Source organism: Georgenia muralis, from assembly GCF_003814705.1.
GTDB classification, from domain to species: Bacteria; Actinomycetota; Actinomycetes; order Actinomycetales; family Actinomycetaceae; genus Georgenia; species Georgenia muralis.
The window spans coordinates 1410090-1423072 of the sequence record NZ_RKRA01000001.1 but is presented as its reverse complement, the minus strand read 5'-3'; the positions used below and the strand labels follow the sequence as shown (position 1 = coordinate 1423072).

Below are 12983 nucleotides of genomic sequence, written 5' to 3'. Positions count from 1 at the left end.
GCGCTCCTCGTCGAGACGGTGCTGGTCAGGCGTGCACGCTCACGCTATTGAAGATCAGCGGGCGGGGCGAAACGGCGCCCGCCTGTCAGACGGCGCGGTGCAGGCTCGACGGCTCGCGCCGCGTGGGGCTCGCCGCCCCGCGCCACGTGGGGCTCGACGGCTCGCGCCGCGTGGGGCTCGGCGGCTCCGCGTGGTGCTCGACGGGGGGTCGCGTCCGCTGGTCACGCCCGACCAACCGGAGCACGACGACGCCCCGCGGCCTCGTCGGCGGCAGGGCGTCCTCGGTACCTCTGTGGGGTCGGGTCAGAACTCCCAGTCCTCGTCCTGGGTGTCGACGGCCTTGCCCATGACGTAGCTCGAGCCCGAGCCCGAGAAGAAGTCGTGGTTCTCGTCGGCGTTGGGGCTCAGCGCCGAGAGGATCGCGGGGTTGACCGCGGTCGCGTCGGCCGGGAACAGCGCCTCGTAGCCGAGGTTCATCAGCGCCTTGTTGGCGTTGTAGCGCAGGAACGCCTTGACGTCCTCGGTCAGGCCGAGGGGGTCGTAGAGGTCCTCGGTGTACTGCTCCTCGTTCTCGTAGAGCTCGAAGAGGAGCTCGAACGTGTAGTCCTTGAGCTCCTGCTGCCGCGCCGGCGAAGCCTTGGCCACGGCCTGCTGGTACTTGTAGCCGATGTAGTACCCGTGCACGGCCTCGTCGCGGATGATGAGCCGGATGAGGTCGGCCGTGTTCGTCAGCTTGGCCCGGCTGGACCAGTACATCGGCGCGTAGAAGCCGGAGTAGAAGAGGAAGGACTCCAGCATCGTGGAGGCGACCTTGCGCTTCTCGGGGTCGTCGCCGCGGTAGTAGTCCATGACGATCCGGGCCTTGCGCTGGAGGTTCTCGTTCTCCTCCGACCACCGGAACGCCTCGTCGATCTCCTGCGTGGAGATGAGGGTGGAGAAGATCGAGGAGTAGCTCTTCGCGTGCACGGACTCCATGAACGCGATGTTCGTGTAGACGGCCTCCTCGTGCGGGGTGACCGCGTCCGGGATGAGGCTGACCGCCCCGACGGTGCCCTGGACGGTGTCGAGCAGGGTCAGCCCGGTGAAGACGCGCGTCGTCGTCAGCTGCTCGTGCGGGGCGAGCGTGTGCCAGGACTGGATGTCGTTGGACAACGGCACCTTCTCCGGCAGCCAGAAGTTCCCCGTCAGCCGGTCCCAGACCTCGACGTCCTTCTCGTCCTGGACCCGGTTCCAGTTGATCGCCTGGACCCGGCTGACCAGCTTCAGCTTCTCGGACACGTCATTCACTCCATCGCAGATCGTCTTGTCGGTGCGGCGCGGCCGCGGCGGCGCAGGGTGGCCGACGAGCGGCCGGCCACCCGCGGGACGTCGGTCCCGCGGGTGGCGTGGGTCAGAGCATGCAGGAGACGCAGCCCTCGACCTCGGTGCCCTCGAGGGCCATCTGGCGCAGCCGGATGTAGTACAGCGTCTTGATGCCCTTGCGCCAGGCGTAGATCTGGGCCTTGTTGACGTCGCGGGTGGTGACGGTGTCCTTGAAGAACAGCGTGAGCGAGAGGCCCTGGTCGACATGCTGGGTGGCCTCGGCGTAGGTGTCGATGATCTTCTCGGGGCCGATCTCGTACGCGTCCTCGTAGTACTCGAGGTTGTCGTTCGTCAGGTACGGCGCCGGGTAGTACACCCGCCCGATCTTGCCCTCCTTGCGGATCTCGACCTTGGAGACGATCGGGTGGATGGAGGAGGTGGAGTTGTTGATGTAGGAGATCGACCCGGTGGGCGGCACGGCCTGGAGGTACTGGTTGTAGATGCCGTGCTCCTTGACGGAGGCAGCCAGGGCGCGCCAGTCGTCCTGCGTGGGGAGGTGCACCCCGGCCTCGGCGAAGAGCTGCCGGACCCGCTCGGTGCGCGGCTCCCACACCCGGTCGATGTACTTCGCGAAGTACTCGCCCGTGGCATACTTCGACTCCTCGAAACCGGCGAAGGCCCGGCCACGCTCGATGGCGAGCTTGTTCGACTCCGTCACGGCGTGGAACGTCACCGCGTAGAAGTACATGTTCGTGAAGTCGAGGCCCTCCTCGGACCCGTAGTGGATGCGCTCCCGGGCGAGGTAGCCGTGCAGGTTCATCTGTCCCAGTCCGATCGCGTGCGCGGCGTTGTTGCCGTGCTCGATCGAGGGCACCGACCAGATGTGGGTCTGGTCCGACACCGCCGTCAGGGAGCGGATCGCCGTGCCGACGGTCCGGCCGAGGTCCGGGGAGTCCATGGCCTTGGCGATGTTGAGCGAGCCCAGGTTGCACGAGATGTCGTGCCCGACCTCGTTGTACGACAGGTCGTCGTTGTAGGTCGAGGGGGTGGAGACCTGGAGGATCTCCGAGCAGAGGTTCGACATCGTGACCTTGCCCGCGACCGGGTTCGCCCGGTTCACCGTGTCCTCGAACATGATGTACGGGTAGCCCGACTCGAACTGCAGCTCGGCGATCGTCTGGAAGAACTTCCGGGCGCTGAGCTTCTTCTTCTTGATCCGCCCGTCGTCGACCATCTCGCGGTACTTCTCCGAGACGTTCACCTCGGAGAACGGCACCCCGTAGACGCGCTCGACGTCGTAGGGCGAGAACAGGTACATGTCCTCGTTGTTCTTCGCGAGCTCGAACGTGACGTCGGGGATGACCACACCGAGGGAGAGGGTCTTGATGCGGATCTTCTCGTCCGCGTTCTCCCGCTTGGTGTCGAGGAACCGCATGATGTCGGGGTGGTGCGCGTGCAGGTACACCGCTCCGGCACCCTGGCGGGCCCCCAGCTGGTTGGCGTAGGAGAAGGAGTCCTCGAGGAGCTTCATCACGGGGATGACGCCGGAGGACTGGTTCTCGATCTTCTTGATCGGCGCCCCGGACTCCCGCACGTTCGTCAGCGACAGCGCCACGCCGCCGCCACGCTTGGACAGCTGGAGCGCCGAGTTGATGCCGCGCGCGATGGACTCCATGTTGTCCTCGATGCGCAGGAGGAAGCAGCTGACGAACTCGCCGCGCTGCTGCTTCCCGGCGTTGAGGAACGTCGGGGTGGCCGGCTGGAAGCGGCCCGAGATGATCTCCTCGACGAGGTTGTGCGCGAGGGTCTCGTCGCCGGCGGCGAGGGTGAGGGCCACCATGACGACGCGGTCCTCGAACCGCTCGAGGTAGCGCTTCCCGTCAAAGGTCTTCAACGTGTACGACGTGTAGTACTTGAACGCTCCGAGGAAGGTCTCGAAGCGGAACTTCTTGGCATACGCGAAGTCCCACAGCGCGGTGAGGAACTCGAAGGAGTACTGCTCGAGGACAACGGCCTCGTAGTAGCCCTGCTCGACCAGGTAGTCGAGCTTCTCCCGCAGGTTGTGGAAGAAGACCGTGTTCTGGTTGACGTGCTGGAGGAAGTACTGGCGCGCGGCCTCGCGGTCCTTGTCGAGCTGGATCCTCCCGTCGGCGTCGTAGAGGTTGAGCATCGCGTTGAGCGCGTGGTAGTCGAGCTCCGGCGCGCTGGTGACCTCTACGCCGGTACCTGTGAGCGTTGCTGCCAAAACTGCCCCAATCCCTCTCGGACGCGCGTGACGTCCTCAGTCGTTCCCAGTAGTTCGAAGCGGAAGAGGTAGGGCACCTGGCACTTCGCGGCGACGATGTCGCCGGCGATGCAGTACGCCTCACCGAAGTTCGTGTTGCCCGCGGCGATGACGCCACGGATGAGCGAGCGGTTGTGCGGGTCGTTGAGAAACGTGATGACCTGCTTGGGCACGGCACCGCGCCCGTTGCCGCCGCCGTAGGTGGGGACGACGAGCACGTACTCCTGCTCGACCCGCAGCGGTGGGTCCCCGGCCCGCAGGGGGATCCGGGCGGCCGGGAGGCCGACCTTCTCCACGAATCGGTGCGTGTTGTTCGTCGCTGAGGAGAAGTAGACGAGGATGCCCATCACGCCCCCTGAGGACGGCGCCGCCGGCGCCGGTTCGTCGGCGCCGGCCGGCAGCCGGTCACCTTGGTGTTCAGCCGGACCACCGGGTCGCGGTGGTCCGGCTGAAGCTCGTGGATGGCTCAGGCCACGACAGCGTCGGCCGTCTGGGCCGCGAGCGCCCTGATCTTGTCGGGCCGGAAGCCGGACCAGTGGTCACCGCCGGCAAAGACGACCGGGGCCTGCTGGTACCCGAGCGCCTTGATGCTCTCCAGCGCCTCGGCGTCGGTCATGATGTCGACGACCTCGTACGGCAGGCCCTGCTTGTCCAGCGCACGGTACGTGGCGTCGCACTGGACACAGGCCGGCTTGCTGTAGACGGTGATGCTCATCGAGCCGTTCTCCTTCTCCTGGTGCATCGTCACGGCCACGCACCGGATGACAGGCCCGTAATCACAATGATGTGCTTTGGGACGGCGCCGGGATCTGCGTGGTTCCTCGACACTACACCTAGGGGTGGGGCGTGGGCAGTACCCCAAGATGCAGTGTTGGCGTGTCGTGCGGTGGGCGTGTCCTCCACAGCCTGAACCCCTTCTTGTGGACCGGCGACGACGGGTGCGGGGACGGCCTGTGGACAGCCTGTTCCCGTCCCGTCGTGCCTCGTGGCGACTCAGGGCCGACGCTGCCACCGACCACTGACATCGGGGTCGTCGGCGGGCGGTGGACCCGGCCTGTGGACGAGAAGGCGGCCCCGGTGTCCACAGGGTGTGGGTCCAGGGGCCCAGCACGACGAAACTCGTTCTCGCCGGTGCCGGTTGCGGCTCCCCGGCGGGGGCGCGAAGGTGTCGTGGAGGCCCGACCTGCCGGTCGTAGCCGTGTCGGCGCCGTGGCGCCACCGTCGAGAGGGGAACCCGTGAACGAGGAGCCGACGACCGAGGCAGGCCGGCTGGCCAAGGAGGCTCGCGAGCTGGCCGAGCAGGCGGCCGACGAGATCGGTGCGACGCGCGCGGACGACGACGCCGCCGTCGACCAGGACGTCGAGCGCGAGATCGGCCACGACGTCGACCCGCACCCCGGCGGGGACGACGCCCGCGGCAGCGGTCTCACCGGCCCCGGCGCACCGATGCCCTGAGCCTGCCCGCCTGCCGCCCGGCCGGACCACCTGAGGGTCGGGGACGGCGACCTGGAGGTCTGCGAGGAGGGCAGCCGCGGCCAGGTCGGCGCCCCGGTCGTTCTGCGCGATCATGATGGGGTCCACCGCCGCCGCAAGCCCGAGGAGCCCTGTCATGCCGATGAACGTCGAGAGCTTCAACCTCGACCACCGCACGGTGGCCGCGCCCTACGTCCGGGTGGCCGACACCAAGCACCTGCCCGGCGGTGACGTCCTGACCAAGTACGACGTGCGGTTCTGCCAGCCGAACGCCGAGCACCTCGAGATGCCGGTCGTCCACTCCCTCGAGCACACCTTCGCCGAGCACGTGCGCAACCACTCCGGCGACGTCGTCGACTTCTCCCCCATGGGCTGCCAGACCGGCTTCTACCTCCTGCTCGTCGGCGACCACCCCTACGACGACGTCCTCGACCTCGTCGAGACCACGCTGCGCGACGTCGTCGCCGCGACCGAGGTGCCCGCCGCCAACGAGACGCAGTGCGGCTGGGCCGCCAGCCACACCCTGGCCGGGGCGCAGGAGGCCGCCCGCCGGATGCTGGCGCGCCGGGACGAGTGGGCCCAGGTCGAGGCGTGAGGGTCGACGCCGTCGTCGTCGTCGCGATGGAGGAGGAGGCGCGTCCCTTCCTCGAGGCGGCCACCGAGAGCGGCCCGGAGTACGAGGCCGGTCGCGCAGCCGGCCGGGTCCTCACCGTCGGGGACCTCCGGGTGCTCGTCGTGCGCAGCGGCATCGGCCTGGTCAACGCGGCCTCCGCCGCCGTCGACGCCCTCGGCCGGGTGGCACCCGCCGCACTCGTCTCGGGCGGCTCCGCGGGCGGCCTGGCCGCCGACGTGGAGGTGGGGGACGTCGTCGTCGGCGAGCGGGTCACCTACGCCGGGGCGGACGCCACTGCCTTCGGATATGACCGAGGGCAGGTGCCGGGCATGCCGGTCGACTACGCGGCCGACCCGGTCCTGCTCGACGCCGCCCGCACCCTCGGGCCCGTCGTCCCCCGCGTCAGCCAGGGACGGCCGGGGCGGCTGCGGCTGGGCGAGATGGTGGCCGGTGACTCCTTCGTCACCGCCGCCACCGTCGGCGGCGTGCGGGCTGACTTCCCGCGTGCGCTGAGCACCGACATGGAGACGACGGCGCTGGCCCAGGTGGCCCACTCCTACGGCGTTCCCTTCCTCTCGGTCCGGGGCATCTCGGACCTGTGCGGCCCGGCCGCGGACCAGGACTTCCATCTGGCGGTGGACGAGGCCGCGGCGCGCTCGGCCCGCACCGTGACGGCCATCCTCGGGGTGGCCCGCCGACCGGCCTGACACGCCGGCACCGCAGCGAGGTGACGTTCGGCGCGTCGGGGTGCGGGACCCGAGGTGCCACGACGGGGCTCTCCGGTGGCCGAGACCCCCAGGTCGCGGTTCCATGGGGCCATTGCCCGTTACGGAGGGAACCCCATGAACGACAACGTCTGGATCTGGATCGCACTGGGCGTCATCGCCCTGGCGATCGTCATCGCCATCGCGGTCGTGGCGGGCCGCAAGCGGCGCGCGCAGCGGGACGAGGAGCACCGCCGCGAGGCCGCCGAGCTGCGCCGCAGGGGTGAGGCCGAGGACATCGAGGCGCGTCGACGTGCCACCGAGGCCAAGGCCGCCGAGGTCGAGGCCGAGCGTGCCCGCATCGAGGCGGACCGGCTCGAGCACGAGGCCCGCGAGCGGGCCGAGGCCGCCCAGGAGGTCCGCAACCGCGCCGACGAGCACCTCCAGGGCGCCGACAAGCTCGACCCCGGCCACCGCGCCCGCGTGGCGGACGACGCCCGTGACGCCCGGCACGCCGCCGAGACCCGGCGTGCGGACGAGGCCCGGCCCGTCGACGCCCGTCACGTGGACGACGCCCGGCACGTGGACCACGACCGGCACGTCGACACCGACCGGCACGTCGACGACGGCATCGACGGCGAGCACCGGGCCGACGGGCGCCCGGCCGACCACCCGCACGACCACCCGACCCGGTAGGGCAGGGGAGCAGCACGGGCGGCGCCGGACCTGGTGGTCCGGCGCCGCAGGTCGTCTCAGCGTCGCTGCACCGCGCTCGCCCACACCCAGGCGAAACCCTGGCGGCCGTGCTCGTCGAGGTAGCGGATCCGCGCGGCCCGCGGCGTCCACGCCACCGCCTCAGCGGTGACCTGGCGGTGCCCGAGACGGGTGTGCACCCAGGCGGCGACCTCGATGGGGTGGTCCGGGGTCGTCACCGGGTACCCGTGCTGCTCGGGCCCGAGCGAGACGGCGGCGTCACGCAGGGGGATCTGGTCGATGGCCACGCCCGCACGCTAGGAGCCGGCACCCACACCGGGTCACCGCACCGTGCCACCCTGGGTCGATGACGACCCGGCTGCTCCTCCTGGCCGACACGCACCTGCCGCGGCGCGCGAAGGACCTGCCCGTCCCCGTGTGGGACGCCGTCGCGGCGGCCGACCTCGTCGTCCACGCCGGCGACTGGGTCGTCGAGGAGCTCCTCGACGACCTCCTCGCCCGGTCCCGCCGGCTGCTGGGATGCTGGGGGAACAACGACGGTCCGGCCCTCCGGGCCCGCCTCCCCGAGGTCGCCCGCGCCACCGTCGAGGGTCACCGGTTCGCCGTCGTCCACGAAACCGGCCCACGCACCGGGCGCGAGACCCGGGCGGACGTGACCTTCCCCGACACCGACGTCCTCGTCTTCGGCCACAGCCACATCCCGTGGGACAGCCGCAGCCCCAGCGGCCTGCGTCTGCTCAACCCGGGCTCCCCCACCGACCGGCGGCGCGAGCCCACCTGCACCTACATGACCGCGGTGGTCGAGCCGGGTGGCGTCGAGGTGACCCTCCACCGGTTGTGAGACGGGGCCCGCACCACGACCGGCCGGGTCCTGCGGCTGTGAGCGCCGAGCCGTGAAGGCGGCTCAGTGGCTCAGTGGCTGCTGACCGGTGTCCGACAGGACATCGTCCGACGGGACGTCGTCGACGATGTCGACCATCTCGCCGAGGTTGGTCACCTCGAGGAGGAACCGGACGACGTCCGGCGGCTTGATGAAGACCAGGCGGTGCGGGTAGCGGAACGCCAGGCCCGCGAGAGCGGAGACCACCGAGGAGTCCATGAACGTCACGTGCCGCACGTCCACCTCGACCGGCAGGCCGGCGTCCTCGACCTCGGCGACGGAGCGCGTGAGCTCCTCGCCCAGGCTCGTGTCGACCTCGCCGGCCAGGACCAGCCGGGTGCGGCCCGGCAGCAGCAGCACGGAGGCGCTGCCATCACCCTCAGGTGACATGCGCGGTGCGGTGCTCGCCATGGGGCTCCCCTCTCGTCCCGCCGGACCGGCGGTGCAGACCGTGCCACGTGGCGGTGGCACTGTTTACGCCGTAAGTGTACGCCGTAAACTGCACGCGTGGTGCTGACACGCGGCCGGGCCGGCCGCCACGCCCGGTGGCGGTACTCCCCCGGACCGGGGACTACCCTGGGGACTCAGCTCATCACCCCGACCGGGAGGAGCGACGCCGTGGACCCGACCGAGCAGTCCGTACGCGGCCCGTTGACGCGCGACCAGATCGTCGCTTCAGCGCTGCGCCTGGTCGACGCCGACGGCCTGTCCGCCCTGAGCATGCGCCGGCTGGGGGCCGACCTCGGGGTCGAGGCGATGGCGCTGTACCGCCACGTCAACGGCCGTGAGGACCTCCTCGAGGCGATGATCGAGGACGTCACGGCTCGGCTCGAGCTCTCCGAGGACGTCGACCTGGGTCCGCACGGCGGCTGGCAGACCTACCTCCAGTGGCTCGCCCACACGGTGCGGGAGATCGCCATGGAGCATCCGCACGTCTTCCCGCTCATCGCGACACGGCACCCGGCCGCTGCCTGGCTTCGCCCGCCCCTGCGCAGCCTGGAGGTGGTGGAGGACTTCCTCGCCGTGCTCGGGCGGAACGGTTTCAGCGACGACCGGGCCGTCACGGCGTACCGGACGTTCACCAGCTTCCTCATCGGGCAGCTCCTCCTCGACGTCTCCCAGCGAGGCGGCGAGACGGTGCCCGAGGAGACGCTCGACGTCGTCGGTGCGGAGCTCGGTACGGAGGTCGGCTCGAGCGACGCCTCCCTGACCGGCTACCCCCACATCCTCCGGCTGAAGAACAAGCTCTCCGAGGACCGGGGCGAGGAGGAGTTCGAGGCCGCCCTGGAGGCGGTGCTGGACCGGATCGAGAGGCTCGTCTCGAAGTAGACCGGCGGCCGGTGGCGTACCGGCCCGGGCGCGGTGAGTCGTTTCAGGCGACGGCCGTGCACAACCCTTGCGGCGACGGTGAAGCGTAGCTCGCCACCACAGGACGCTCGCGGATACCGTCAGCGTGCGGGCCCTCGTCCGCGAGCCCCCGAACGGATCGACGTGCCGCTTGAGCCTGCCCACCCCATCAGCTTCCCGCCCCGGCGGCCTCCGATCTCGCCGATCCGTGGACGACCCCGGCGCCGTCCGGGCGCTGGAGCGGGTCCGCGAGGCGCAGCGCGAGCTCGACGCGGCCCAGCAGGCGGCCGAGGAGGCGATGGTCCGGCGCAACCTCGCCGTGACGTACGCCCGCGAGGCGGGGGTACCGGCCGCTCTGCTCCAGGCCAGCACGAGCCTGCCGCCGGCAGGGCTGGAGCTCGCGGTCGCCCGCGGTGAGCTCCTCACCGCGGACGGGGTCCGAGCCTTCAGCTGAGGCCGAGCGCGACCAGCGACACGGTCGCCACCAGCGCCCACGACACCAGGGCCAGGACCAGCGGGCGCCCACCGGTGCGCAGCAGCTCTCCGGCCCGGACCGCGCTGCCGAGGCCGAACAGCGCCGCGGTCAGGAGCAGGTCCTGTGCCAGCGCGGCGGCCTCGAGGACACCGGTGGGCACAGCACCCGTGCTGCGCAGGGCGATCATGCCGAGGAACCCGGCGACGAAGAGCGGGACGACCGGGGGCAGCGGGCGCTCGTCGTCCGCACCTCGACGCGCCCGGATCGTCAGGGCGACCCCGGCCACCATGGGCGCCAGCATGAGCACGCGCGTCAGCTTGACGACCACGGCTGCGGCGAGCGCAGCCGTCCCCGCCGTCCCCGCGGTCGCCACCACCTGACCGACGTCGTGGACGCTCGCGCCCACCCAACGGCCGAACGCTTCCGGGGCGAGGCCGAGCGGACCCTGGAGCAGGGGAAGCACGGCGATGGCCAGGGTGCCGCACAGCGTCACGAGCGCCGTCGGCACGACCGTCGTCCGACGGCTCGCCCCCGTCACCGCACCCATCGCGGCGATCGCGGAGGCCCCGCAGATGGAGAAGCCGGTGGCGACGAGCAGACTCTCGTGCCGCGGCAGGCCGAGCACCCGCCCCGCCAGGAGGGTCCCGACGAAGGTGACCAGGACGATGCCGACCACCACGGCGAGGGTGCGCCAGCCCAGCTCGGCCACCTCGCCCAGGCTCAGGCGTAGCCCAAGCAGTACGATGCCGAGGCGCATGAGGCGCTTGCTGGCGACCGCCAGGCCGGGGCCGAGAGCACCGGCCACGAGCCGGGCGGTCTGCGGGAGGTTGGCCGTGAGGATCCCGAGCACGACGGCGACCGTCAGCGCCGGGAGCTGCGGCACCACCCGGTGGACCGCCCCCGCCACCACGACGGCCAGGGCGGCAGCCAGCAGCCCGGGGCCCGCCCGCGCGACGTCCCGGCGCGTCGCTTCGGTCGGTGCCGTCATCTCCGCAGCGCCTCCGTGCGTTCGTGGGTGAGGCCGGCAACCCCGCCGCCGGTCTGCTCCTGCGGCACCTCCTGCGGCACCGGCAACGTGCGCGTGGCCAGCGCAGGGACGGTGAGCTGGAAGACACCGGCCGTGAGGAGCACCACGGCACAGAACAGTGCCAGGCCGGTCAGGCCGAGCGGGTGCAGGCTCGCCCAGGACAGCGTGGTGACCGCGAGCACCACCGCCGCCCCGACGACCGTGGCGCCGCCCCGGCGCCGTCGGGCGGTACCGGCCGACAGCGTCCAGCCGCCCTGGGCGAGGGTGACGGCGAGCAGGACCACGAGGTTGAGGCCCATCCCCACCCACACGGGATGGATGCCCAGGTAGAACGCCGCGGGGTCCCACCCGCCGAGGTGGTACCAGGTCAGACCGGTCGTGAACCCGGCCACCAGCGACGCCAGCGCTGCCCGGCGGGTGGCCACCGGCCAGAAGAGCACGGCGGCGACCGGGGCGAGGGTGGCGCCGTTGCGCAGCGTCCAGGCCAGGACGTTCCACCACGCCGACTGCTCGGTGCGCAGCAGCGCGAAGACCACCATCAGCGCGGTGAGCAGAACGAGGGACCAGCGGGTGTAGCGCACGAGGTCGGCCTCGCTCGCCCGCGGGTTGAGCGCGGCGCCGACGTCGCGGCCGAGGGAGGTCGCGCCGGAGAACTGGCAGGGCCCGCCCCAGCCGATCGCGCACGCCCACAGGCCGAGGAAGAACGCGGCTGCGAGTGGAGCGGGGAGGGCGTCGGTGACGAACCGGGTGACGCCGAGGAGACCGAGGCTCTCGCCGGGGACGGTGACGGCGGCCGCGACGCCGATCGCGACGCCCAGGACGATGAACGGCACCGCCATGACCGCGGCCCAGCCGAGCCCCTTCCGGCCCTCCTCGGGCGTCCGGCACGACAGCGCCATCTGGAACGCGGCCTGGGCCAGCAGGACGTTGACCACGAAGGTGCCGAACCAGGCGACGATGAGGGTCACCCCTGCCGCCGACGGGTCGACGAGCCGGGGATGGGTGGTGGGCAGGTCGGCGAGGGCCCCGAGGCCGGGCCCGACGAGGACCGCGGCCGCGCCGACGGCGAGCATGACCACGAAGACCACGACGTTGGCCGTCTGCGTCAGGGCGACCGACCGCATGCCCCCGCCCCAGAGAAAGGCCAGGAGCAGCAGGGCCGTGGCGATGACCGACCCGTGGATGCTCAGCCCTGTGACCGCGTGCAGGGCGGTCGCGAAGGCGATCGCGGTCGCGACGGACCACATCGGGAACGTGAACGCGGTGATCACCCCGCCGACGGCGCGGGCCGCGCGGCCGAAGCGGTCGCCGATGAGGCCGGTGATGGTGACGACGAGCCGCTTGCGCAGCGGAACCACGAGCAGGGCGGCGATGAGGGTGATCTGGACGATCTCGGCGACGCCGTACCAGACCGCCGAGACGCCGGTGCGGTACGACAGCTCGAGGATGGCGATGAACGAGGACCCCGAGAACAGGCCGGTGATGCAGAACGCCACCGTGATCGGCCGGAAGTTCCGTCCGCCCACGAAGTAGTTGGCGGCGCCGCCGGCCCGCGCGCGGACCGCCCGGCCGGCGAGGACGAGGAAGGCGGTGTAGGCCAGGGCGAGCCCGACCGTCCAGAGGCCGACGGTCGTCATCGGGTCGGCCCCGGGGTGAGGTCCTCGGCGACGCCGGGGGAGACCTGCGTGGTGACGTCCCAGACGTCGTCGACCGGCACGCCGGCCGCGGCGATCAGTCCGTACGCCGGGCACCGGCGCAGGACCTCCCCCCGCAGGGCGGCGACCTCGTCGGCGGTGGCGTCGGTGCGGAGCGCCACGGCGAGGGTGACGTGGGAGAAGTACGGCGGCACGTCCGCCGTGCCGGCGAACCCCCGCACGTCCTGGGTGGCGTCGGTCTCCACGTGCAGGGCATGGATGGTGTGGTCGCGCTCCTGGGCCACCTTCTCGACGACGACGGTCAGGCACGAGGCGAGCGCCGCGGCGACGTACTCCATCGGCGTCGGCCCGCTGTCGTCCCCGCCGAAGGAGCGTGGCTCCGCCGCGACGAAGTCGAAGCCGCGCACGCTCAGGCGGGTCGTGTAGCTCCCGGCCCACTCGCCGCGGGCGCGGACGTGCTTGATCCGGGGCCGGTCGTCGGTGTGTCGGTCGGTGGTCACAGGCATGGG

The 12983-nt window shown here is 71.4% G+C and carries 16 protein-coding genes; 7 read left to right on the top strand and 9 right to left on the bottom strand.

Annotated features, from left to right (window positions below):
* Positions 1-303: 303 nt before the first annotated feature.
* From nrdF to nrdH, 4 genes are all read right to left on the bottom strand, one after another.
* Positions 304-1278 (bottom strand): class 1b ribonucleoside-diphosphate reductase subunit beta, encoded by a 975-nt coding sequence (gene nrdF / locus EDD32_RS06300; protein ID WP_123915927.1) that lies wholly within the window; start codon positions 1276-1278, stop codon positions 304-306.
* Between the two features lie 112 nt (positions 1279-1390).
* The gene (gene nrdE, locus EDD32_RS06295; protein WP_447925945.1) at positions 1391-3472 is read right to left on the bottom strand and encodes a class 1b ribonucleoside-diphosphate reductase subunit alpha; all 2082 of its coding nucleotides are present in this window, start codon (positions 3470-3472) and stop codon (positions 1391-1393) included.
* A gap of 44 nt (positions 3473-3516) precedes the next feature.
* A complete protein-coding gene (gene nrdI, locus EDD32_RS06290) occupies positions 3517-3933 on the bottom strand; it encodes a class Ib ribonucleoside-diphosphate reductase assembly flavoprotein NrdI (protein WP_123915923.1) in 417 nt (138 codons plus the stop codon).
* A 119-nt stretch (positions 3934-4052) separates the two neighbouring features.
* A complete protein-coding gene (nrdH, locus tag EDD32_RS06285; protein WP_123920249.1) occupies positions 4053-4301 on the bottom strand; it encodes a glutaredoxin-like protein NrdH in 249 nt (82 codons plus the stop codon).
* Positions 4302-4822: 521 nt separating this feature from the next.
* Here nrdH and EDD32_RS06280 point away from each other — a divergent pair.
* The 4 genes from EDD32_RS06280 (at position 4823) to EDD32_RS06265 (ending at position 7072) form a co-directional block, all read left to right on the top strand.
* Positions 4823-5041, top strand: coding sequence for a hypothetical protein (locus EDD32_RS06280; RefSeq protein ID WP_123915921.1), 219 nt, complete (start codon positions 4823-4825; stop codon positions 5039-5041).
* 154 nt (positions 5042-5195) lie between these two features.
* The gene (locus EDD32_RS06275; RefSeq protein ID WP_123915919.1) at positions 5196-5654 is read left to right on the top strand and encodes an S-ribosylhomocysteine lyase; all 459 of its coding nucleotides are present in this window, start codon (positions 5196-5198) and stop codon (positions 5652-5654) included.
* Positions 5651-6379, top strand: coding sequence for a 5'-methylthioadenosine/S-adenosylhomocysteine nucleosidase (gene mtnN, locus EDD32_RS06270; protein WP_246006009.1), 729 nt, complete (start codon positions 5651-5653; stop codon positions 6377-6379). The genes EDD32_RS06275 and mtnN overlap by 4 nt, the downstream gene beginning before the upstream one ends.
* 135 nt (positions 6380-6514) lie before the next feature.
* Positions 6515-7072, top strand: a complete 558-nt coding sequence (locus EDD32_RS06265; protein ID WP_123915917.1) for a hypothetical protein — start codon at positions 6515-6517, stop codon at positions 7070-7072.
* Positions 7073-7128: 56 nt separating this feature from the next.
* Here the strand turns inward: EDD32_RS06265 and EDD32_RS06260 are convergent, their stop codons facing one another.
* Positions 7129-7377, bottom strand: coding sequence for a hypothetical protein (locus tag EDD32_RS06260; RefSeq protein WP_123915915.1), 249 nt, complete (start codon positions 7375-7377; stop codon positions 7129-7131).
* 59 nt (positions 7378-7436) lie between these two features.
* On the opposite strand from EDD32_RS06260, the gene EDD32_RS06255 reads away from it, so the two are divergent.
* Positions 7437-7931 (top strand): metallophosphoesterase family protein, encoded by a 495-nt coding sequence (locus EDD32_RS06255; protein WP_123915913.1) that lies wholly within the window; start codon positions 7437-7439, stop codon positions 7929-7931.
* Between the two features lie 63 nt (positions 7932-7994).
* Here the strand turns inward: EDD32_RS06255 and EDD32_RS06250 are convergent, their stop codons facing one another.
* Positions 7995-8381, bottom strand: coding sequence for an STAS domain-containing protein (locus EDD32_RS06250; protein WP_246006008.1), 387 nt, complete (start codon positions 8379-8381; stop codon positions 7995-7997).
* Positions 8382-8477: 96 nt separating this feature from the next.
* On the opposite strand from EDD32_RS06250, the gene EDD32_RS06245 reads away from it, so the two are divergent.
* Both EDD32_RS06245 and EDD32_RS06240 read left to right on the top strand, forming a co-directional pair.
* Positions 8478-9299, top strand: a complete 822-nt coding sequence (locus EDD32_RS06245) for a TetR/AcrR family transcriptional regulator (RefSeq protein WP_246006007.1) — start codon at positions 8478-8480, stop codon at positions 9297-9299.
* A gap of 226 nt (positions 9300-9525) precedes the next feature.
* The gene (locus EDD32_RS06240; protein WP_123915911.1) at positions 9526-9771 is read left to right on the top strand and encodes a hypothetical protein; all 246 of its coding nucleotides are present in this window, start codon (positions 9526-9528) and stop codon (positions 9769-9771) included.
* On the opposite strand, the gene EDD32_RS06235 is transcribed toward EDD32_RS06240, so the two are convergent.
* Genes EDD32_RS06235 through EDD32_RS06225 form a run of 3 tightly spaced genes read right to left on the bottom strand, consistent with a single transcriptional unit; the run spans position 9764 to position 12980 of the window.
* Positions 9764-10780, bottom strand: coding sequence for a YeiH family protein (locus tag EDD32_RS06235; protein ID WP_123915909.1), 1017 nt, complete (start codon positions 10778-10780; stop codon positions 9764-9766). The two genes, EDD32_RS06240 and EDD32_RS06235, sit on opposite strands and share 8 nt — an antisense overlap.
* The gene (locus EDD32_RS06230) at positions 10777-12456 is read right to left on the bottom strand and encodes a sodium:solute symporter family protein (RefSeq protein ID WP_123915907.1); all 1680 of its coding nucleotides are present in this window, start codon (positions 12454-12456) and stop codon (positions 10777-10779) included. The genes EDD32_RS06235 and EDD32_RS06230 overlap by 4 nt, the downstream gene beginning before the upstream one ends.
* Positions 12453-12980 carry an OsmC family protein gene (locus EDD32_RS06225; RefSeq protein WP_123915905.1) on the bottom strand — a complete coding sequence of 176 codons (528 nt, stop codon included), beginning with the start codon at positions 12978-12980 and terminating at the stop codon, positions 12453-12455. Before EDD32_RS06225 ends, EDD32_RS06230 begins: the two co-directional genes overlap by 4 nt.
* Positions 12981-12983: the final 3 nt, after the last annotated feature.